This is a genomic window from Flavobacterium sp. WC2430, from assembly GCF_040822075.1.
GTDB lineage: Bacteria > Bacteroidota > Bacteroidia > Flavobacteriales > Flavobacteriaceae > Flavobacterium.
Window position 1 is genome coordinate 2,175,876 of sequence record NZ_CP162007.1, and the last position, 20,259, is coordinate 2,196,134.

Genomic DNA, 20,259 nt, shown 5'->3' on the forward strand with positions numbered 1-20,259 from the left:
AATGCTCCTTTTTAACACGTGATAGGCTAGATTGGAGCATTTTTTTGTTTGTAATAGAAAATGACCGGGCACGACCTGTCTGGATGGTGGCAGAATTAGTGTTTTATATTAATCCGTTGGGTGTACTTAAATTTAAGTACTAAAATTACAAATTGTATAGTTAGAATGTATTGATTTTGTCATTTCGAGGAACTAAAAATCGCGTTTTTTAAATATATCATGTGATTTGCTTCGCCTGTTCGAGCTTCGCTCTCGAGTCTCCTCTGTCGGAATGACAAAACAACTTTTTTTTGTTATTTTAAAATAATAAACTAAACGGGTTTTTATATTATAATATTTTGATAAAAAATAGAAAAAGAAATCGAATGAAAGGATTCGATTATTCCAGTAATAATATATATTTTGTGACGATATGTGTTCAAAATCGAGAATGTTGTTTTGGATACGTAGGGACAGGTCGCGACCTGTCCGTACATCATCGCGCCGAAAATGAGATTAATGATTCGATTGAAGTTGAAATGGATTTAAATAAATATGGTAAAATTGTAGAAGAAAAAATAATTTGGTTACAAGAACAATACAAATATGTAGAAATACATAATTATGTAGTTATGCCCAATCACGTACATATTATTATTGAAATTGATAGTTTGAAAGTTGTAGATTCTGCCGTGAAAATAAAATCTTTGTCAAGTTTGATAGGTGCTTTAAAAACTACGTCATCTAAATTTATTCATATTGAAGGATTAGAAAAGTTTTCTTGGCAGCGTTCTTTCCATGACCATATCATAAAGAATGAGAATTCTTATGATAATATTAATAACTACATAGATTTAAATCCTCAAAAATGGCATCAAGATACTTTTTATGAGGTACATTAAAACAACTCTAATTGTGTTGGAGCATCAATATTCTCTTGCTTGGCTTTGCCTAAATAATTGATTATCATACCAAATTGTTTATCGGTTATTCGTAAAACACTTACTTTTCCTAAAGGAGGAACAAGTTTGTTAATTCTTTTCTCGTGTACATCGGCACTTTCACTACTTGCACAATGCCGTATATAAACAGAAAATTGCATCATACTAAAGCCATCTTTCAGTAGGTTTCCACGAAATTGTGACGCATTCCTTCGGTCTTTTTTGGTTTCTGTGGGTAAATCAAAAAACACAAACAACCACATTATTCTATATCCATTGAGTTCCATAATTTTGGATATTTAATTTTTTTACGGTGACCTGTAAAACATTGCTGTAAAGAACTAGCCGTTTTTTGTAAAGCTACCATTAGAGGACTTTTTTCGTCTTTAAAATAAACCGTTCTGGTGAGTATTTGTAGTAGTTCCGCTTTAATAGCCGTATTTAGTTCTTGTTCCTGATGGGTATTCATTATTTTATAAACAGCTTCATCTACAAGTGGTCGGAAAGGTTCCATAATATCATCTGCGAGTGCAAATGCATTGTATTTGCTTTTATGATGAATCCCTAACGTGTTCAATAATCCGCTTCCAGATAATGACCTTGCTGTTGCAGCTCTTAAAATGGCATAACCATAGTTGAGGAAATTATTAGGATAATCACCATAGCGCTCTCTTTTTAAACCCTCTTTTTCAAGGTTTGGTTGAGGGAAATGTTTCCAATAAAATTGTGCAGCAACTCCTTCCATGTTAGAAGTATCTCCACTTAGTACTTTACTCGCCAAAAAATCAAACGTATTTTTATCCTTCATGAGTTTTTCTAATAATTCACCTTGATTTTTAATTTTTTCAATAATTGTTTGCTGCCACAATTTCTTTTTTAGGGGTACGGAAGCTTCAATTTGGTTTTTAAAAATTTCTTGTTGTATATGATGGCTGTTGAGGTTTAAAAACATACCATTTGGTAGATGGTTTTTTCCGCAAATTATTATAGCTGTATTATTCTCAATAATTAAATTCATTGCAGGAATACTCAAATAAATTTCGGGATTGTCAAGCAGTAAAAAACCAATATCTTCAATTGGAATTGTTGTTTCTCGGGTTTCTGTTTTGAGTACTAATTGAAGATTTTTTGTAGTTATAGAAGATTTGTTTTCAACTAGAATAGTTCTTTTTATCATAATTTTGACCTTTAATTTGCTTAACAATCTGATTATTAAGTAAATTAAAGGATAATCTAACTAGAATCTTTACGGGAATCCTCATTGAGGTATTAAGTGATATTAGTTTGGTAATAAAAAAACGTCTTGATATAAAATTGGATTACCCACGCGAGTAGACAAATTTTATATCAAGACGATTCTATTTTTTATTAAATTTAGATCTATTTATTCCAAATCTTCCAAGCTTTCTCTGCTTGAAAAATTAGCATATCCAATCCGTTTTTTATTTGTGCTCCTTGCGCTTTTGCCTTTTTAAGGAAAGTAGTTTCGGCAGGATTATAAATTAAATCAAAGGCAATGTGTTTTGGGCTAAAGAACTCGTAAGGTAGTAATGGCGCAGCCTCAATATTAGGACTAGTTCCTACTGGACTGGAGTTAATAATAATTTGGTACTCTTCAAATGTTTTGGAATCAATTTGATCATAGCCAATTGCATTTTCATTTGAGGTTCTAGATACAAAATCATATCTAATTCCCAATTCATCAAGAGCATAAGCCACGCCTTTTGATGCGCCTCCAGTTCCTAAAATGAGTGCTTTTTTATGATGGGGTTGCAATAAAGGTTTTAAGGATTTTTTGAATCCATAATAATCCGTGTTGTACCCTTTTAATTTTCCTTTTTTGGTAAATTTAATGGTGTTTACAGCACCTATCAATGCTGCTTTTTTGGATAATTTATCCAAATAAGGCATCACAACTTCTTTGTAAGGAATGGTAACATTCATCCCATTTATTTCCTGATGATTTTCTTTTATGATGGTAGTAAAACCTTCTATTTCAGGAATATCAAAATTTTCATAAGTGTAGCCTACAAAGTGCTCTGTCTCAAATTTTTCTGTAAAATATCCTTTCGAAAAAGAATAACTAATATTTTTACCTAGTAAGCCAAAACGTTTTTTTTCAATATTAGTCATTATTCTTTTTATGTTTGTCAATGTAATTTCGAACTGTCTTTTTGGTCCAAACTACAGGAAATAGATCTTCAATTAAGATGTAATTATCAAATTTTAAACGCAAGCCATTACTTAAATGGAATTTTGCTTTTGTTGTATCTTGAATCATAAAATACAAACCAGCTAGGCGGTATTCTACTTCGTTTTCTTCAGGGTAGAACTCTGATGCTTGTAATAATGTTTGAATAGCACTTTCAAATTCACCTAAAAATTGTAAAATATCAACCCAAAACAACCAAGTATCCAATTCCGTATCTCCAAATTCTACTGCTTTTCGATATCCAAATTCTGCTTCTTCAAAGAAGTTCATCTGTTTGTTTATCGTAGCATATCGTTTCCAGTACAAACGGTTTTGATTGTCAATTGCTAATGCTTTATTTACATAAAACAACGCTTTTTGAAAGTTTTTTTGACGAACATAAAAATCAGTAATGGCAATCCATCCTTTGTCTAAAAGAGGATCTTCATGTACGGTTTCGTTATAAAATTTAAGAGCAAGAATGGTATTGCCTAATTTTTCATAACATTTTCCTATTCGAAGTAAAGCATAGGAAGTAGCGTCATCTAATTCAATGGTTCTACTGTAACTTTCTATTGCTTCTTCGTATCGATTCAATCGTTCAAAGGCTTTTGCTTTTTCCATAAAAGCACCTAAGAATTCATCATCGATTAGGGTGGCATAATCAAAAGCACGAATAGCATTTTCATACTCTTTTATTCCATAATATAAACGCCCCATTTGATGCCAGGCAATTTCACTGTATGGATTTTTGTCAATGTATTTGTTTAAATAAGCAATAGCTTCCAAATTTTGGTCTAGAAATTCAAAACAATACACTACATTATACAATGCCGATTGATCCTCAAGATCTTCTTCGAGGCATTTGATGAAGCTTTCTTTGGCTAGTTCTAGATTATCCATAAATAGATATTCCATTCCGATTAAATTATAGACATCAGCATAATCATCGGTAAATTGTAAAGCAATTTTTAATAATTCAACCGCTTTTTCATGTTGATCCCTTTTGGAACAAATGTTAGCTTTTTGAATGTAAATTTCTTCATTATTAGGTTCAATAGCATATAGCTCATTGAGTAGTTTCTCGGCTATATCTAGTTTGTCGTCATACACCAGCATCTCTACTTGAACCAACTTCAATCCTGTCGATTTAGGGTGTTGGTCTAATGCAAGTTTGAGTGCTTTTTTTGCCAAAGCGGCCTTACCCATATCAAGATAATGAAGGATAATTTCTTCAAACTCTTCGGAGTCAAAAAAGAGTACTTTGTTGGTTTTCAACATAGACTCAAATTTGGATAGTGATAAGTTATAGTCTTCTTCTTCGTTGCTTAATTGCATACTTTATTTTTTTGAATTTGGCCTAATTAAAGTTAGGCATCCATATTATTGTTGTGAAGAAAAACCTGAATTGTTGTGAACAATTTAATTAACAATAAGATATTATTAAATTAGAGTTGTATTTTAAGCTTATTTAGGGTCCATTTCAACCTGAATTTCATTTAGTACTTCTAGCATTATGGCACAACCTTCACGAATTTCCTCTTCAGAAATAGTTAACGGTGGCGTAATTCTAATCGCACATCCTTCAAATAGTAACCAGAATAATATTAATCCTCTGTCTTGGCATTTTAAAATCACTTCATTCGTTATTGCTGCACTACGTGTCATTGCGGCAAGCATTAACCCTTTTCCTCGGATTTCTTGTATCAAAGGGTGTACCAAAAGCGATTTAAATAAGTTTTCTTTTTCTAAAGCACTGGACATTAGATCAGTTTCAGTAATTTCCTGCAAAGTGGCCAAACAGGCTGCCGCTATGACAGGATGACCGCCAAAAGTAGTAATATGCCCTAGCTTTGGGTTATCACTTAATAAATCCATCATCTCAGTCGAAGCTGTAAAAGCGCCTACTGGCATTCCGCCTCCCATTCCTTTTCCCATAACTAAGATATCTGGAACTACATCATAATTTTCAAAACCAAAAAGAGTGCCTGTTCGGCCAAAACCAGGTTGGATTTCATCCAAAATTAATAAGGCTCCAACTTCAACACATCTGGCTTTTACCTTTTTCAAAAAACCGTTTTCTGGTTGGATAAATCCTGCACCTCCCTGAATTGTTTCTAGTAGTACACCAGCAGTTTTGGTGGTTATTTTTTGTAAATCAGATTCATTGTTGAAAGTGATAAAATCAACATCAGGAATCAAAGGGCGAAAAATTTGTTTACGTTCTTCAAATCCCATTACACTCATAGATCCCATTGTATTTCCATGATAGGCATTATGACAAGAAATCAACTGACTTCTTCCAGTAGTTCGTCTAGCTAATTTCAAGGCGCCTTCGATTGCTTCAGTACCTGAATTTACTAAATAGGTTTTGTCTAATGGAGCGGGAAGGAGTGTGGCTAATAGTTTGCAATATTCCACAGCCGGACTTTGTGAATATTCTCCATATACCATTACGTGTGAATATTTGTCTAACTGGTCTTTAATGGCTTGATTGACTCTTGGTGGTTGGTGTCCTAACGTACAAGCAGAAACTCCAGCGACAAAGTCTAAATATTTTTTATTATTTGTGTCGAAAATGTAAGAGCCAATAGCATGTGAAACTTCCATTCCTAGTGGGTATGGAGAGGTTTGAGCTTGGTATTTTATGAAATCGGTATTCACGGAATTTTGTTTTATTTTTTAATTGGGCATCCATTAATTAAGGAATAGTGGAATAAAATAACTGATACGGACCACTTATTTCTTTCCTTTCTTCTTGTCATAGTTCAATGTTTCCTTTCGGATTTTCATAGGGACGTCTTTCTTTGCTTCTTCTGCTTTGGTTGCATTACTTATTTTATCATTATCCTCATTTTCCTCTGGAGGAAAAATATCATCTTTAGACTTTATTCTTTCCTCACCACGCCATACTAAACCTCGAAGTTTCCGAGCATTTTCGGGTAAATCTTTTTCGGGATAAATATCACCATCCACTTGCTGGAAAAAAGTGATGGTCTCAATGGTTTTTTCATCAAAAATGATATTGATCTTACTACTTACGTTTTTGTTGATTCCAATGAGTTCTTTGTCATCATTTCGCATGTAATAAATAACTTCTGTATTTTTTATAATGTCCACATCATGTAGTTTTCCTTCTTCAAATTTCCCAAATAGATTTTGTCCCTTAACTTGATTATAGCCCGTTCCTAGCGTGTCTTTGGAGACGAGGAAGGTATTATTAAGCACTTTGAGCGAGTCGAGTTCTTTAGTATTGTTGTTGCCAATTAGGTGCATTACATCTCCTGTAATTTGATTTTCACCATTCCAGAGTATTGGATTTCCCATTAGTTTTGTTAATGCAGTTTTGGAACTGGAATGAATAGAATCACATTTACCACTCATATCTGTTTTGAAAAAACGAACATTATTAAAAGCTCTTATGATGTGGTTTCCTTCTTTTCCTGTTACCATTAATTTTTTTCCATGAATGTAAACCGAGTCATTTTCGACAAAATTCACAGCAACCGCTCTTTTGGTCACAAACATAGAGTCTTGTTTTTTGTAAATTTCAGCATAATTTCCTTTCACAATCCCACGGTTAATGGAATCCGTTATTTTTACATTTCGTGTTGCCGATGCAAATTCTCTATTTCGATCATAATACAAACTATCTCCTTTTATAACCCGATCATCGTACCTGATGTACGATTTATTGAGAAAATGAGCCAGATTTTTTTTAGTGTCATAAAATCCTTTTTCGGTATAAATATAATTGGCTTTACTGGTAATTGTTGAAGGACCTAAAAGGTACGAATGACCTGAATTGGTATAATAATCCAAATGATTTGTTTTGATAACATAAGTGGGGTTTGTAATAGTTACCGCGGTTAGGAACTGAAATTTCTTTTCGGCAACGTAGTATTTTCCTGATTTACTTTTTAAAGTATTGTCTTTATTAACAATAGTTCCCAGTGAATTATAGTAGGCTTCTTGTGTGTTTCTATCAAAATTAATCGTGTCAGTAGCCAATGTTGCATCTGGAGAACTCATAACAGCATTTCCTGTTGCGTATGCCTTTTTTAAATTTCCATTGTATTCAGCATATTTACTGTTTAAAAATAAAGTATCTCCCTGAACCAATTGTACATTTCCAAAGGCTTTTAAATAGTTCTCTTTTTGAAAAAAATAAGCTTTATTGCAAGTCAAAACAGCTCCGTCATGGTTTACTCGAACATTTCCTGTAAGTAGAACGGCATCAGGAATTTCAACTTGATTTACATCAAAATAATCAGAATGCTCTACAACAATTTTTTTAGGGGCTTGCGCCAAAATGAAATTAGTACAAATCAATAACAAACAATAACGAAGGAAAAATTGTGATTTCTTCAATGGATTTATTTTTTGACAAATTTATGAAAAAGGAGACAATCCTAATCCATATTAGGAATTATTTATAATTCACAAAAAAGGCATTGAAAATGCTTTATTTTGTTTTGAAAGTTATCAACTAATTAAGCTACTGTTTCGTTGTAGTTTTTGTTTTTAAATTATAATTTATTTTATTTGAAACGATAGCTTTTTCATTAGTTTAAAATAGATTAATTTAGGAAATTGATAAAAAGAGCGTAAATCAGGATAAAAAATTTTGTATGATAAAAAAAATAACTATTGTTGCAAGCATAAGTACAATGCTATTGGCAACAGCTTGCAAGACAAAAGATTTAAAAATGGAAAACGGAAATAAAGAGATAGCCTCAAATAAAAAAGAAGTAGTATATCAAGTATTTACAAGATTGTTTGGAAATAAAACGACAACTAATAAACCTTGGGGTACACTTGAGGAAAATGGAGTAGGGAAATTTAATGATTTTACGGATACTGCTCTTAAAGAAATAAAAGATTTAGGAGTTACCTATATTTGGTACACCGGAGTTCCCCATCATGCTTTAATCCGAGATTATACTGCGATTGGAATTTCTAATGATGATCCTGAAGTGGTAAAAGGGCGAGCTGGTTCTCCATATGCAGTGAAAGACTATTATAATGTTAATCCAGATCTAGCTGTAAATCCTGCGCATCGTTTAGAAGAATTTGAAGCCTTAATTGCTAGAACTCATAAAGCGGGTTTAAAGGTTATTATTGATATTGTGCCCAATCATATCGCTCGTAAATACGAAGGAAAAAACAATCCAAAAGGAGTTCGGGATTTTGGTGCAGATGATGATGTATCCGTAGAATATAAAAGACATAATAATTTCTACTATATACCCAATATACAGTTTGAAATTCCAGATACAGATGTGCCATTAAATGGAGAAAGTAACCCGTTAATTGATGGGAAATTCAATGAATTTCCCGCAAAATGGACAGGAAACGGTGCTCGTAAAGCTAAACCAGATCGCAATGACTGGTATGAAACGGTTAAGGTAAATTATGGTATTCGCCCAGATGGTTCTAAAGATTTCCCTGAACTTCCATATGGGTTTGATACTAAATCATACCAAGAACATTTTGATTTCTGGAAAGATAAAGACGTTCCTAATTCTTGGATCAAATTTAGAGACATTGCATTGTACTGGACGGCCAAAGGAGTGGATGGTTTTCGATATGATATGGCCGAAATGGTACCATTTGAGTTTTGGAGTTACATGAACTCCGCTATAAAAGTAAAGAATCCGAATGCCTTTTTATTAGCTGAAGTGTATAACCCAAATGAATATAGAAATTATATTCGTTTAGGGAAAATGGATTATTTGTACGATAAAGTAGAAACCTATGATAAATTAAAAGATGTTATTCGTGGTCATTCATGGCCTGATGGTTTATCAGATATCCAGCACGGTATGGCCGATATCGAACATCACATGCTTAAGTTTTTAGATAATCATGACGAACAACGATTAGCAAGTCCTGAATTTGCTGGTACACCTGAAAAAGGAAAACCTTTAATGGTTGTTTCAGCCACTATAAGTACGGCGCCAACTATGATTTATTTTGGACAAGAAGTAGGAGAGGCTGGGAATGAAAATGCTGGCTTTGGAACCCATTCTAGAACTTCCATTTTCGATTACATTGGTGTTCCTAGTCATCAGCGTTGGATGAATGGTGGAAAATTTGACGGTGGGCAACTCACAGAAAAGGAAGCATCACTTCGCGACTTTTATAGGCGATTGCTTAACTTTTCTCTTAACAGTTCTGCTTTAATGGGTAAATTTCAAGAGATTCAATCAGTTAATCGTGATTTAACTTCGGGTTATGCAACTGGAATTTACTCATTTGTTAGGTGGTCTGAAAATGAAAAATTGATTGTTGTCGTTAATTTTTGGTCTGAAGAAGGGTATGAATTTGAATTAAAAATACCTTCAGATATTATTCAAAAATGGAACTTAAAAGAGGGCAATTATACTATAGAAGATCAATTGTATAAAAAGAGTAAATTGGAAATGCGAGTTGAAAATGGAGAAGGAAAAATACATGTCAAGATTGGGCCTTCGGAATCTTTTATTTATCAATTATAGGGTTCTCTTCAATTGCTGTAGACAAATAAAAAAGCTGATGTGTACTTTTAGTAGACGTCAGCTTTTTTATTTTTAGGTAGCTATTTTAGTATCTTTTCCTTTGAGAAGCTTCGTAGTTTTCGTTTATTTTTTTCCAATTAATGACATTAAAAAACGAATCAATATAGTTTCTTCTTCGGTATTGATAGCCTAGATAATAGGCATGTTCCCATAAATCTAATGCTAATATAGGAGTTCCTGGAATTACTGCATTTCTCATTAATGGATTATCTTGATTTTGCGTACTGGTCACTTTTAATTTTCCATACTTGTCTACAATTAACCAAGTCCAAGCTGATCCAAATTGATTTGTTGCTTCAGCTTTAAAACTAGCAACAAAGTTTTCATACGAACCAAAATCTCTATTAATTAATGAAGCTATTGTGTCTGTTGGTTTTCCGCCAGTATCAGGAGCCATAGATTTCCAATATAGACTATGATTGTAATACCCTCCAGCATTATTTCTTAAATCGGCATTGTTTATGTCTAATTTAGATAAAATATTCTCAATGGATTGATTCTCATATTCAGTTCCAGCAATCAGTTTGTTTAGATTATTGGTATACGTCAAATAATGTTTAGAATAGTGCGTTTCTAATGTTAATGGGGAAACAGTTGGTGCTAATGCATCATATGGATAAGGTAATTTTTCTAGTTGGAATGAACCAGGTGCTGCTTTTACATCCTCAGGAAATCCAATAGTGACCTTTTCTTGTGCTGTGGGTAATGGTACTTCGACAACTTCAGTAAGCTTTTTATTTTTACATGAAATTAAAAGTGAAATTAGCAGCAGGTTTGTTATTATAAAATAATATTTTTTCATTAGTGCATTATTTTTTCAATAGGGAATTGATGATTTCGATATACTGTTCTTTTGCCTCAGTTGAAGAAAGATGACTTATTTGCATCCAAGCATTAGTCTTAAATGCATCCCTTAAATGATAGGTAGACGTTTGTCTTGGTTCTAATGTGCCAAAAGTAGCTTGTTTGTAAAAGGCATAAAGGCGTAGCTGCACATCTTGTGGTAAAGATGCTTGAGTCATTTCGGAAGCGGATTGAACTGCTTCCTGGAACCTAGTATCTAAATCTTTTTCAATCATTATCCTTTTGTTGCAATAACGGTTTTTCCTCCAATAGCTTTTTGATTAAGCACTACGTTGATAGGTGTGCCTAAAGGTAAAAAAATGTCTACTCTTGATCCAAATTTAATGAATCCTGCGTCTGTTCCTTGAACGACTTGCATTCCTTCTTCAGCATAGTTTACAATTCGTCTTGCTAAAGCTCCTGCAATTTGACGATATAAAATAGCGCCAAAAGTTTCGTTTTCTACAACTATAGTTGTTCTTTCATTTTCTTCACTTGCTTTAGGATGCCAAGCAACTAAAAACTTACCAGGATGGTATTTACTAAATTTCACAATTCCGCTTAATCCATAACGGGTAACATGTACATTAATTGGTGACATGAAAATAGAAATTTGTAAGCGCTTATCTTTAAAATACTCCCCTTCATAAACTTCTTCAATAACAACTACTTTCCCATCTACAGGTGCCAGTATTTGATTTTCATTTATAATCACCGTTCTTTTTGGATTTCTAAAAAACTGTAATATAATAATCAAAATTAAAAATGCACTTAACTGAATTACCATTTTAATCCAGTTGATGTCGATGAATTTATCAGATAGTAATAGCACAGTTGCTGTGAAAATAATTGCTAATAAAATGGTTTTGGTTCCTTCTTTATGAAACATAATTTAAAATTTGATAAAATAAAAATATAATTGGTGCTACAAATATAACACTATCTAGACGATCTAGTACACCTCCGTGGCCAGGCATTATTTTTCCGCTGTCTTTTACTCCAGCAATACGTTTAAATTTTGATTCGATTAAATCACCAATAGTTCCAAAAGTACCAACTATCGTGGCTATGATAAGCCAAATGTAAATTTTACCTTCAGCTATTTGTATGTAATATTTAGCAATTAAGTAACTCACAATAATAGCAAATACAACTCCTCCAAAAAAACCTTCAATAGTTTTCTTAGGCGATATTCTTTCAAATAATTTAGTTCTACCAATTGATTTCCCAACGATATAAGCAAAAGTATCATTTGTCCATATCAATATAAAGATACTAATAAGAATTTTAGGATTGTATCCATCTTTACCAAAAGGAATTTTTGTAATAATGACGAAAGGAAGTATGATGTATCCTATTAGATATACATATTTTGAAAAGGAATCAATTTTAAGTGTTTTATTATCAAATAGAAAATGAATACATTTCATAAACACAAAAAGAGTTGCAAATAAAACGGCCAGATCAAATGTTTTACTGAATCGTAAGGTATAGAATAGTCCATCAGTAGCAAAGGTTATTTTGTAAAATAACAAATACGAAAGGGTAGCAAATAAAAATGGAAATATTTTTTGAATTTGAACTAAATTACAGAATTCCAATGTAGCGATGAGGAGAAATATCCCAAAGAGGATAAAAAAACTTTCGGTAGAATATAAAATGCAGAATATTAATAAAATAATATAAACAGCACCAGATATTGCTCTCTTTAAGGTTTCATTCATCTTAAAGATCTTCTAATAGCAACAAATAAAGGTTTTTTGCCGAACTGCCATATTGAGTAAAGTCTTCTTCTTTGGCTTTTTCAAAATATTTAATTGCGGTAATATTTGTTGGATAATCTCTTTCGTACTTCTTCTTTATTGCGCTAAGTCCATCGCTTTTCACTCCAAGAATCTGACTTGTAGTTGCAAAAACTATAATGTTTGTTGGTAGTTCGTTTGGTTTATGCTGTTTTATTTGCTTTGAAGAGAATAATATTGATCCTTCTTCGGCAATTAAATTTTCGCAAGTAGAAAAAAGGAATTTTGGATTAGCTGCCTTTTCATAAGTAAGTTTGTTTTCTTGCAAAATGTTGAAAAGGGAAGAGTCGTAACACAATACTTCACTTTCATACCAGTCATTCTCTTCTAAAATATTCTCGAACTGTTCTTTTACTTCTTCAGAATTCTCACAGTATAAAAATTTACCTCCATTTTTTTTAAAATTGAATATAAACTGTTCGTCTATTGACATACTGCTGTCAGAAAAAGAGCTGTTATTTTCTTTCTCTTTTTCCTCTTCTGAAGCCGAAATACTAGAACCAAAAATTTTTCTAAAAAGACTCATATTTTGTTAAGGTACTTTATATGTTATTTGAAAACGTCCAAAGATAAAAAAATCTTAATTCAAAAGCGGGTTTTGAATTAAGATTTTAAAAATAATTAAATTTTTGGGTAATTTATGTTATGAAACTACTTCCTCAAGATTTTTGTCAAAAGTTCTTTTTCCGAAAATAGCTTCTAGATCATCTTTGAAGATTACTTCTTTTTCAATAAGTATATCTGCTAGTTGATTTAGTTTGTCTTTGTTCTCTTCTAGAATTTTTATTGCTCTTTGGTATTGGCTTTCAATTAATAATGAAATTTCAGTGTCAATTATTTTAGCTGTTTCTTCAGAGTATGGTTTAGAGAAATTATATTCACTTTGGCCAGTTGAATCATAATAGGTAACATTTCCTATTTTATCATTTAGTCCATAAATGGTAACCATCGCACGAGCTTGTTTGGTTACTTTTTCTAAATCACTTAATGCTCCAGTTGAAATTCGATCAAATGTTACTCTTTCAGCAGCTCTTCCTCCCATTGTTGCACACATTTCGTCTAACATTTGGTCTGGGCGAACAATTAAACGCTCTTCTGGTAAATACCAAGCCGCACCCAAACTTTGTCCTCTAGGAACTATTGTTACCTTAATAAGTGGAGCCGCATGTTCTAGCATCCAACTTACCGTCGCGTGTCCTGCTTCGTGAATAGCAATAGCTTTCTTTTCTTCAGGTGTAACAATTTTATTTTTCTTTTCTAATCCACCAACAATTCTATCTACTGCATCTAAGAAATCTTGTTTGTCAACTGCCGTTTTATTATAACGTGCAGCAATTAATGCAGCTTCGTTACATACATTGGCAATATCAGCACCAGAAAATCCTGGAGTTTGTTTTGCTAAAAAGTCTAAATCTAGCCCTTCTACTTTTTTCAAAGGAGCAAGGTGTACTTTAAAAATTTCCGCACGTTCACGAATATCGGGTAAGTCAACAAATATTTGTCTATCAAAACGACCAGCACGCATTAAGGCTTTGTCTAGAACATCTGCTCTATTCGTAGCCGCTAAAACAATTACATTTGAATTGGTTCCAAAACCGTCCATTTCAGTTAGCAATTGATTCAGTGTGTTTTCTCTTTCGTCATTTCCACCTGACATATTACTTTTTCCTCTTGCTCTACCTACAGCATCTATTTCATCAATGAAAATGATAGCAGGTGATTTTTCTTTGGCTTGTTTAAATAAATCACGTACTCGTGATGCTCCAACACCTACAAACATTTCAACAAAATCAGATCCTGATAAAGAGAAAAAGGGAACTTGTGCTTCACCAGCTACGGCTTTTGCTAATAATGTTTTACCTGTTCCAGGAGGCCCTACAAGCAAAGCACCTTTGGGAATTTTACCACCTAGATTGGTGTATTTTTCGGGGTTCTTTAAGAATTCTACAATTTCTTGTATTTCTTCTTTAGCTCCTTCAAGTCCTGCAACATCTTTGAATGTTGTTTTTACATCTGTTTTTTCATCAAAAAGTTTTGCTTTTGATTTTCCAATGTTGAAAATTTGTCCACCTCCACCACCGGCTCCACCAGACATTTTTCTCATAATGAAAATCCAAACTCCAATAATGATAATAATTGGAAGCAAGCTGATAAGGATATCGGTCCAGTTGCTTTTTTGAGCAAATTTAAAATCTTTTAATTTTCCTTCAGCAATGGCTTTTTCTAATTTGGATTGGAATATTTGATCGTTACCTATCTCAAAAGTATATTGAGGACCTTTGCTGACATTACCCAGCATGTCTTTAGCTACTTTTTCATGTTCTTTCAATTTTAAAGCATCTGCAGTTAAATACACTTCTGCTTCTGTTTTATTTGAAACTATTACCTTTTGAACTTGGCCTTTTTCTAATATAACATCAAAATTAGGTGGAGTTAATGGTGCAGGTTCTTGAAAATTAGAACTACCAGTTATAAAACTGATAAATAAGAAAATAAGAAGTATGGCAGTATAAACTAACCATGGACTTACTTTAAATTTATTAGGGTTTGGATTATTATCTTTTGCCATTTTAAGTGTCTTTCTTTAGTATTTGTTTGCTATTGTAGTAATTTTTGCATCTCCCCACAAACTTTCAATATTGTAATATTCTCTAATTTGTTTTTGAAAAACATGAACTACAATGTTAACATAATCCATAAGAACCCATTCAGCATTGTCTGAACCTTCAACATGCCAAGGTTTATCTTTTAATTCTTTTGAAACTGTTTTTTGAATAGAGTTAACGATAGCGTTAACTTGTGTGTTTGAATTCCCGTTGCAAACAACAAAATAATCACAAACTGCGGTATCAATTTCTCTTAAGTCGAGAATATCTATATCATTTCCTTTTACTTCTTCGATTCCTTTAATGATGTTTGCTAATAAATCATCATTGTTTATTGTCTTTTTTGCCATGAAAAATTTTTATATAAGTTTGTAAAGTTACCATTTTTTGTGATTATTTTTGAACCTTAACATAATATTAAATTCTCTCCCACAAATAATAACTAATGAAACTAATCAAACTCGATGCCATAGATTCAACTAATGAGTTTCTAAAAGGGTTGTCAAGTAAACAAAAACTGGAAAACTTTACAGTTGTAACGGCTGAAAATCAAACTAAAGGTAAAGGGCAAATGGGGTCAGTCTGGTCCTCTGAAGCGGGTAAGAATCTAATAATGAGTGTTTTTATTAAAGATTCTTTATCCGATGTTAATCAGATTTATAACCTTAATATTGCGATAGCATTAGCAGTTATTCAAAGTTTGGAAACATTTAATATTCCTAATTTAAGCATTAAATGGCCAAACGACATTATGTCATATAATTTCAAAATTGGCGGTCTTTTGATTGAAAATAGCATTAAAAGTGACGGGACTTTGAGTTCTATTGTAGGTTTAGGACTCAATATCAATCAAACAAATTTTGATAACTTACCCAAAGCGTCTTCAATTGCTAAAATTTGTGATAGTTCATTTGATAAAGAAAAAGTTCTTTATTCTATAATTGACAAAATAAAGCAAAATATAGACAAGCTAAAAAATGATTCTGATTCTATGTGCGATGAATATGTCAATTTACTTTTCAAAAAAGGAATACCAATGCCTTTTAAAGACAGTTCTAATCAAAACTTTATGGGAATTATTCAAGGCGTTTCAAATGCGGGTAATCTACAAGTTCTGCTAGAAGACGATAGTATTTCAGAATTTAGTCTTAAAGAAATTCAAATGCTTTATTGAGTTATGGAAACGCTACGGTTTTAAAACTTATTATTTATTTTTTTGAAAAGCGATAGTGAGTATGTTAAAAAAAGACACCCTTTTAGTTTTCACTAAAAGGGTGTCTTTTTTATAAAAAATCTTAATTTATAACTTGCCCATATTGTTTGCAAGTGTTTCAATAAATTTACCAATAGGTCCTTTTATCATCATAGCCATCATGGGGTTAAAATCACCTTCAAAATCCAATTTTACTGCACTTGAACTGTCAGAAACAGTATCAATATTAGCTGTAAGTGTAAAAGGAAGTTTATCACTTGCAGCACCTAAAACTACTTTGTTTGGTGCTACTTTTTCTTTCATTTTAAGTTTGATTTCAGGCATCCCTTTTAATCCAAAAATAAAAGCATCTTCTCCAATAACTTCAAATTTAGCAATGTTTTCAGGCATTAACTTTTCGAAACTTTTCACATCAGTCAATAAATCAAATAATTCTTGTGCCGATTTCCCTACTGTAACTTTTGGACTTTCTAAGTTCATTTTTTTATTTTTTATTTTTTTTCCACATCCCAAGTAGATGGAATAGAACTCCATTCTCTCAATGTTTTTTCTTCTTTTTCAGTGATATAACTTTTTGTAACAGCTAAATTAAGTAAGTTTTGGTAATTACTCAACGTGTATAAATCTAGTTTGGCGTCTTTAAAGTTTTGTTCAGCAACATCAAACCCATAGGTGAAAATGGCTGCCATCCCTTTAATATTCGCACCAGCAGCACGCAAAGCTTCAACAGCATTCAAACTGCTGTTACCTGTACTGATCAAATCCTCGACCACAACTACATTTTGCCCTTTTTGTAAAAAACCTTCCACTTGGTTCTGGCGACCATGTTTCTTGGCTTCTGGACGCACATATACGAACGGAAGTCCCATACTTTCAGCAACCAGCATACCAATTCCTATTGCTCCAGTGGCTACACCGGCAATAACATCTGGCTTGCCAAATTGTTTTTCAATATGTTTAGAAAATTCATCTCTAACATAATTTCTTATGGTTGGAAATGAGAGTATTAGCCTGTTATCACAATAAATAGGTGATTTCCATCCAGAAGCCCATGTAAAAGGATTTCCTGGATTCAATTTAATTGCATTTATTTGTAAAAGCAATTCGGCTGTTTTTTCGGCAGTATCTTTATTAAAAATCATAATACAAATGTATAAAGTTTTTGTTAACGACAAACCACTTTTTTTGACAAATAAAATCTCAAAAGAGACAGATTTTCAATTATTTCTTCTTGAAAGCATTGATATAAAACAACTTATAGTCAAAATTTTTCAAAATAAAATTCAAAAAGCCTACCTATATCATCCTGATGAAAAGGAGATTATGAAGACTTTGAAAACAAAAATCCCTGTAAATAAAGCAGGTGGAGGATTAGTTTACAATAAAAAAGGGGAGGTGCTCTTCATTTTTAGGAACGGAAAATGGGATTTACCCAAAGGCGGAACTGAAAAAGGAGAGGATATGGAACAAACTGCCATGCGTGAAGTCGAAGAAGAGACCGGTGTGAATTTATTGAGGGTTACACACAAACTTCAAAAGACCTATCACGTCTTTAAACGCAATGGTGTTTATAAGCTAAAAATCACTCATTGGTTCGAAATGCAGTCCGATTTTGAAGGTATTCCGCAGGGCCAATTGGAGGAAGGAATCGAAAAAGTGGCTTGGTTTAGCCCAGAAGAGATACCTAACGCATTAAAAAATTCTTATGAGAACATTAAATTATTGTTTGAACAAGAAAAAAGTATTCACCCTAATTCATTGTGATTTGGACATATCACCATTAAAAAAAAGAGGCTAATCAACATTACGGTGATTGGCCTCTTTTTTTAATGCTGTCAGGCTATGCGCGCTACTTCGGTAGCCAGCTTCTATCCTTTATGCAAAAAAAACGTGTTTAGTCGCACCATTTTTAGTGTTCGGTCAATTTTAACTACCTTTGCGCAAATTATAAAAATGAACAAGAAACACCATTCTAACAATATACTATTGAATTTAGGCATCGAGAGCTTAAATGAAATGCAGGAAGTGGCTCAAGATGCTATTTTAAACGATAATAATGTGTTGTTATTATCACCAACAGGTTCTGGAAAAACATTAGCTTTTTTATTGCCTATTTTAGAAATGTTGCAACCAGAAATTCTATCAGTTCAATGTTTAATACTAGTTCCTTCGAGAGAATTAGGTTTGCAAATTGAGCAAGTTTGGAAAAAAATGGGAACTGATTATAAAGTGAATGTATGTTACGGAGGACATTCCATAGATACTGAAATCAAGAACTTAAGTAATCCACCTGCAGTTTTAATAGGAACGCCAGGACGTATTGCAGACCATATTGATAGAGGAACTTTTCGTGTAGATAAAATTCAAACACTAATTCTAGATGAATTTGACAAATCATTGCAGTTGGGATTCCATGAGCAAATGTCATTTATCATTGGGAAATTGACCAAACTTAACAAGCGCGTTCTAGTTTCTGCTACTTCTGATATTGAAATTCCAAAATACACTAGAGTAGTTAATCCTACTATTCTTGATTTTATTCCGGAACATGAGGTAGAGACCAATCTTTCGATGCGATTGGTTGTTTCTAAAGAGAAAGACAAAATAGGAAGTTTATTTAACCTGATTTGTTCTTTAAAATCGGAGTCGGCTATTGTGTTTTGTAATCATCGTGATGCAGCAGAGCGCATTAGTGATACTTTAAACGAAAAAGGGATTTACGCAACGTATTATCACGGAGGAATGGATCAGGACGAGCGGGAGCGTGCCTTAATTCAATTTCGTAATGGTAGTGTTAGTTATTTAATCACAACGGATTTAGCAGCACGTGGATTAGATATTCCTGAAATGAATCATGTTATTCATTATCACCTGCCATCTAAGGAAGATGAATTTACGCATAGAAACGGTCGTACAGCTCGTATGACAGCTTCAGGAACTGCATATGTTGTTGCGCATGAAAGTGAGAAAAAAATGGATTATATCGATTATGGAATGAACGTTTTTCCTATTGATAATGCCACTACTTTACCTAAACCGCCACAATTTCAAACTATTTATATCAGTGGAGGAAAGAAGAACAAACTAAACAAAATTGATATTGTTGGTTTCTTTTCTCAAAAAGGAAAACTGGAAAAAGGAGATTTAGGACTAATTGAAGTAAAAGATTTCATTTCTTTTGCAGCAGTGAAATTTAATAAAGTAAAAGATTTATTGCACAACATTAAGGAGGAAAAAATGAAAGGTAAAAAGTTTAAAATTGAAGTCGCTAGAAAAGTAATTAAGAAAGAAGAGGAATAGATTTTTTTTAAATCCAACTATATTTAAAACTACAACTTGAAGCGTTTAAAGGCGTTTAAAGTTGTAGTTTTCTTTTTTTGTAATTATTCCTCTAGGTAATAATCAGTAAAATCATCTTTCAAGGCGACTCCTGAAATTTGTCTGCGAATCATTTGTTCTAATAAATAGGCTAATTTTTGAGCCGCAAACTCATAAGATAGTCCATCAGGCTGAATGTTGGATACACAATTTCTTTTTTCATCAGTATTTCCTTTTTTGGGATTCCAAGTGATATAAGCACCCATACTTGTAGGCGAACTTAAACCAGGTCTTTCGCCAATTAATATCAAAGCAATTTTAGCATCTAATAATTCACCTATTTCATCCGAAATAGCCACTCGGCCATATTTTACAATAACTATGGGGGCAAGGTTTTTTATTTTTAATTTCAGAATCAACAATTCAATTAGCTTCATCGCATGAAGATTAACGGCTTCTGCCGAAAGGCCATCAGCGATAATGATGCATAAATCAGCTTTCTTTTCGGGATAATAGTCTAGTTGCCTACTGCTTTGATCATGGAGTAATCGTCCTTTATTTGGATTTCTAAGGTATTCGCTGGTATTTGCTATTTGACTTTGTGCAAAAATCGTTGTTAATCCTATGTTTTTTGCGTCAGCTTTTATATTTAGCACATCTATTTCGGTACTTATCGCATCTTTTGCAAGGGCATGTGCCATTCTTAATTGTAACACTTCATTGGTAGGTAGCGCATTTCCAGCTCTACCTAGTGCAATTCTTGCATTGGTGAATTCTTTTAATTGGTGCCAGTTGTCTAATTCCAT

The 20,259-nt window shown here is 32.8% G+C and carries 21 protein-coding genes; 5 read left to right on the forward strand and 16 right to left on the reverse strand.

Annotated elements, in window-relative coordinates:
* Positions 1-365: 365 nt before the first annotated feature.
* The gene (locus AB3G36_RS09525; protein ID WP_367752114.1) at positions 366-881 is read left to right on the forward strand and encodes a transposase; all 516 of its coding nucleotides are present in this window, start codon (positions 366-368) and stop codon (positions 879-881) included.
* On the opposite strand, the gene cas2 is transcribed toward AB3G36_RS09525, so the two are convergent.
* The 6 genes from cas2 to AB3G36_RS09555 form a co-directional block, all read right to left on the reverse strand.
* Positions 878-1,207 (reverse strand): CRISPR-associated endonuclease Cas2, encoded by a 330-nt coding sequence (cas2, locus tag AB3G36_RS09530; RefSeq protein ID WP_367752116.1) that lies wholly within the window; start codon positions 1,205-1,207, stop codon positions 878-880. The two genes, AB3G36_RS09525 and cas2, sit on opposite strands and share 4 nt — an antisense overlap.
* Complete coding sequence (gene cas1 / locus AB3G36_RS09535; RefSeq protein WP_367752118.1) at positions 1,183-2,097, reverse strand: type II CRISPR-associated endonuclease Cas1; 915 nt, start codon at positions 2,095-2,097, stop codon at positions 1,183-1,185. The genes cas2 and cas1 overlap by 25 nt, the downstream gene beginning before the upstream one ends.
* A gap of 203 nt (positions 2,098-2,300) precedes the next feature.
* Positions 2,301-3,053 carry a shikimate dehydrogenase gene (locus tag AB3G36_RS09540; RefSeq protein ID WP_367752120.1) on the reverse strand — a complete coding sequence of 251 codons (753 nt, stop codon included), beginning with the start codon at positions 3,051-3,053 and terminating at the stop codon, positions 2,301-2,303.
* Positions 3,046-4,449 carry a tetratricopeptide repeat protein gene (locus AB3G36_RS09545; RefSeq protein ID WP_367752122.1) on the reverse strand — a complete coding sequence of 468 codons (1,404 nt, stop codon included), beginning with the start codon at positions 4,447-4,449 and terminating at the stop codon, positions 3,046-3,048. Before AB3G36_RS09545 ends, AB3G36_RS09540 begins: the two co-directional genes overlap by 8 nt.
* A 129-nt stretch (positions 4,450-4,578) precedes the next feature.
* Complete coding sequence (locus AB3G36_RS09550) at positions 4,579-5,775, reverse strand: aspartate aminotransferase family protein (RefSeq protein ID WP_367752124.1); 1,197 nt, start codon at positions 5,773-5,775, stop codon at positions 4,579-4,581.
* A 75-nt stretch (positions 5,776-5,850) separates the two neighbouring features.
* On the reverse strand, positions 5,851-7,482 hold the full coding sequence (locus AB3G36_RS09555) for an OstA-like protein (RefSeq protein ID WP_367752126.1): 1,632 nt from the start codon (positions 7,480-7,482) through the stop codon (positions 5,851-5,853).
* A gap of 260 nt (positions 7,483-7,742) precedes the next feature.
* Here AB3G36_RS09555 and AB3G36_RS09560 point away from each other — a divergent pair, with 260 nt between their 5' ends.
* Positions 7,743-9,611 (forward strand): alpha-amylase family protein, encoded by a 1,869-nt coding sequence (locus AB3G36_RS09560; RefSeq protein WP_367752128.1) that lies wholly within the window; start codon positions 7,743-7,745, stop codon positions 9,609-9,611.
* 85 nt (positions 9,612-9,696) lie between these two features.
* On the opposite strand, the gene AB3G36_RS09565 is transcribed toward AB3G36_RS09560, so the two are convergent.
* From AB3G36_RS09565 to rsfS, 7 genes are all read right to left on the reverse strand, one after another.
* Complete coding sequence (locus AB3G36_RS09565) at positions 9,697-10,473, reverse strand: superoxide dismutase (RefSeq protein WP_367752130.1); 777 nt, start codon at positions 10,471-10,473, stop codon at positions 9,697-9,699.
* Positions 10,474-10,480: 7 nt separating this feature from the next.
* Entirely contained in the window at positions 10,481-10,750 is a 270-nt protein-coding gene (locus AB3G36_RS09570) for an acyl-CoA-binding protein (protein WP_367752132.1), read from the reverse strand.
* Positions 10,750-11,403, reverse strand: a complete 654-nt coding sequence (locus AB3G36_RS09575) for a phosphatidylserine decarboxylase family protein (RefSeq protein ID WP_367752134.1) — start codon at positions 11,401-11,403, stop codon at positions 10,750-10,752. The genes AB3G36_RS09570 and AB3G36_RS09575 overlap by 1 nt, the downstream gene beginning before the upstream one ends.
* The gene (locus AB3G36_RS09580; RefSeq protein WP_367752136.1) at positions 11,393-12,238 is read right to left on the reverse strand and encodes a phosphatidate cytidylyltransferase; all 846 of its coding nucleotides are present in this window, start codon (positions 12,236-12,238) and stop codon (positions 11,393-11,395) included. Before AB3G36_RS09580 ends, AB3G36_RS09575 begins: the two co-directional genes overlap by 11 nt.
* 1 nt (position 12,239) lies before the next feature.
* On the reverse strand, positions 12,240-12,842 hold the full coding sequence (locus tag AB3G36_RS09585; RefSeq protein ID WP_367752138.1) for a lactate utilization protein B/C: 603 nt from the start codon (positions 12,840-12,842) through the stop codon (positions 12,240-12,242).
* Between the two features lie 117 nt (positions 12,843-12,959).
* A complete protein-coding gene (gene ftsH, locus AB3G36_RS09590; protein WP_367752140.1) occupies positions 12,960-14,885 on the reverse strand; it encodes an ATP-dependent zinc metalloprotease FtsH in 1,926 nt (641 codons plus the stop codon).
* A gap of 15 nt (positions 14,886-14,900) precedes the next feature.
* On the reverse strand, positions 14,901-15,272 hold the full coding sequence (gene rsfS / locus AB3G36_RS09595) for a ribosome silencing factor (RefSeq protein ID WP_187016767.1): 372 nt from the start codon (positions 15,270-15,272) through the stop codon (positions 14,901-14,903).
* Between the two features lie 95 nt (positions 15,273-15,367).
* Between rsfS and AB3G36_RS09600 the strand changes: the two genes are divergently transcribed.
* On the forward strand, positions 15,368-16,096 hold the full coding sequence (locus AB3G36_RS09600; protein WP_367752143.1) for a biotin--[acetyl-CoA-carboxylase] ligase: 729 nt from the start codon (positions 15,368-15,370) through the stop codon (positions 16,094-16,096).
* Positions 16,097-16,222: 126 nt separating this feature from the next.
* On the opposite strand, the gene AB3G36_RS09605 is transcribed toward AB3G36_RS09600, so the two are convergent.
* Positions 16,223-16,615, reverse strand: coding sequence for an SRPBCC family protein (locus AB3G36_RS09605; RefSeq protein WP_367752145.1), 393 nt, complete (start codon positions 16,613-16,615; stop codon positions 16,223-16,225).
* 11 nt (positions 16,616-16,626) lie between these two features.
* The gene (gene pyrE / locus AB3G36_RS09610) at positions 16,627-17,277 is read right to left on the reverse strand and encodes an orotate phosphoribosyltransferase (protein WP_367752147.1); all 651 of its coding nucleotides are present in this window, start codon (positions 17,275-17,277) and stop codon (positions 16,627-16,629) included.
* Between the two features lie 7 nt (positions 17,278-17,284).
* On the opposite strand from pyrE, the gene AB3G36_RS09615 reads away from it, so the two are divergent.
* Complete coding sequence (locus tag AB3G36_RS09615; protein WP_367752149.1) at positions 17,285-17,899, forward strand: NUDIX hydrolase; 615 nt, start codon at positions 17,285-17,287, stop codon at positions 17,897-17,899.
* Between the two features lie 189 nt (positions 17,900-18,088).
* Entirely contained in the window at positions 18,089-19,435 is a 1,347-nt protein-coding gene (locus AB3G36_RS09620) for a DEAD/DEAH box helicase (RefSeq protein WP_367752151.1), read from the forward strand.
* A gap of 83 nt (positions 19,436-19,518) precedes the next feature.
* Here the strand turns inward: AB3G36_RS09620 and eutC are convergent, their stop codons facing one another.
* The gene (gene eutC, locus AB3G36_RS09625; protein ID WP_367752153.1) at positions 19,519-20,259 is read right to left on the reverse strand and encodes an ethanolamine ammonia-lyase subunit EutC; all 741 of its coding nucleotides are present in this window, start codon (positions 20,257-20,259) and stop codon (positions 19,519-19,521) included.

What these genes read in the sequence shown, in the direction of transcription:
- AB3G36_RS09580 (WP_367752136.1), bottom strand. Translation starts at nt 12,238, where the DNA reads ATGAATGAAACCTTAAAGAGAGCAATATCTGGTGCTGTTTATATTATT.
- rsfS (WP_187016767.1), bottom strand. Translation starts at nt 15,272, where the DNA reads ATGGCAAAAAAGACAATAAACAATGATGATTTATTAGCAAACATCATT.
- AB3G36_RS09540 (WP_367752120.1), bottom strand. Translation starts at nt 3,053, where the DNA reads ATGACTAATATTGAAAAAAAACGTTTTGGCTTACTAGGTAAAAATATT.
- AB3G36_RS09600 (WP_367752143.1), top strand. Translation starts at nt 15,368, where the DNA reads ATGAAACTAATCAAACTCGATGCCATAGATTCAACTAATGAGTTTCTA.
- AB3G36_RS09560 (WP_367752128.1), top strand. Translation starts at nt 7,743, where the DNA reads ATGATAAAAAAAATAACTATTGTTGCAAGCATAAGTACAATGCTATTG.
- AB3G36_RS09615 (WP_367752149.1), top strand. Translation starts at nt 17,285, where the DNA reads ATGTATAAAGTTTTTGTTAACGACAAACCACTTTTTTTGACAAATAAA.
- AB3G36_RS09525 (WP_367752114.1), top strand. Translation starts at nt 366, where the DNA reads ATGAAAGGATTCGATTATTCCAGTAATAATATATATTTTGTGACGATA.
- AB3G36_RS09620 (WP_367752151.1), top strand. Translation starts at nt 18,089, where the DNA reads ATGAACAAGAAACACCATTCTAACAATATACTATTGAATTTAGGCATC.
- eutC (WP_367752153.1), bottom strand. Translation starts at nt 20,259, where the DNA reads ATGGAATTAGACAACTGGCACCAATTAAAAGAATTCACCAATGCAAGA.
- ftsH (WP_367752140.1), bottom strand. Translation starts at nt 14,885, where the DNA reads ATGGCAAAAGATAATAATCCAAACCCTAATAAATTTAAAGTAAGTCCA.
- AB3G36_RS09570 (WP_367752132.1), bottom strand. Translation starts at nt 10,750, where the DNA reads ATGATTGAAAAAGATTTAGATACTAGGTTCCAGGAAGCAGTTCAATCC.
- cas2 (WP_367752116.1), bottom strand. Translation starts at nt 1,207, where the DNA reads ATGGAACTCAATGGATATAGAATAATGTGGTTGTTTGTGTTTTTTGAT.
- AB3G36_RS09565 (WP_367752130.1), bottom strand. Translation starts at nt 10,473, where the DNA reads ATGAAAAAATATTATTTTATAATAACAAACCTGCTGCTAATTTCACTT.
- cas1 (WP_367752118.1), bottom strand. Translation starts at nt 2,097, where the DNA reads ATGATAAAAAGAACTATTCTAGTTGAAAACAAATCTTCTATAACTACA.
- AB3G36_RS09575 (WP_367752134.1), bottom strand. Translation starts at nt 11,403, where the DNA reads ATGTTTCATAAAGAAGGAACCAAAACCATTTTATTAGCAATTATTTTC.
- AB3G36_RS09605 (WP_367752145.1), bottom strand. Translation starts at nt 16,615, where the DNA reads ATGAACTTAGAAAGTCCAAAAGTTACAGTAGGGAAATCGGCACAAGAA.
- AB3G36_RS09545 (WP_367752122.1), bottom strand. Translation starts at nt 4,449, where the DNA reads ATGCAATTAAGCAACGAAGAAGAAGACTATAACTTATCACTATCCAAA.
- pyrE (WP_367752147.1), bottom strand. Translation starts at nt 17,277, where the DNA reads ATGATTTTTAATAAAGATACTGCCGAAAAAACAGCCGAATTGCTTTTA.
- AB3G36_RS09585 (WP_367752138.1), bottom strand. Translation starts at nt 12,842, where the DNA reads ATGAGTCTTTTTAGAAAAATTTTTGGTTCTAGTATTTCGGCTTCAGAA.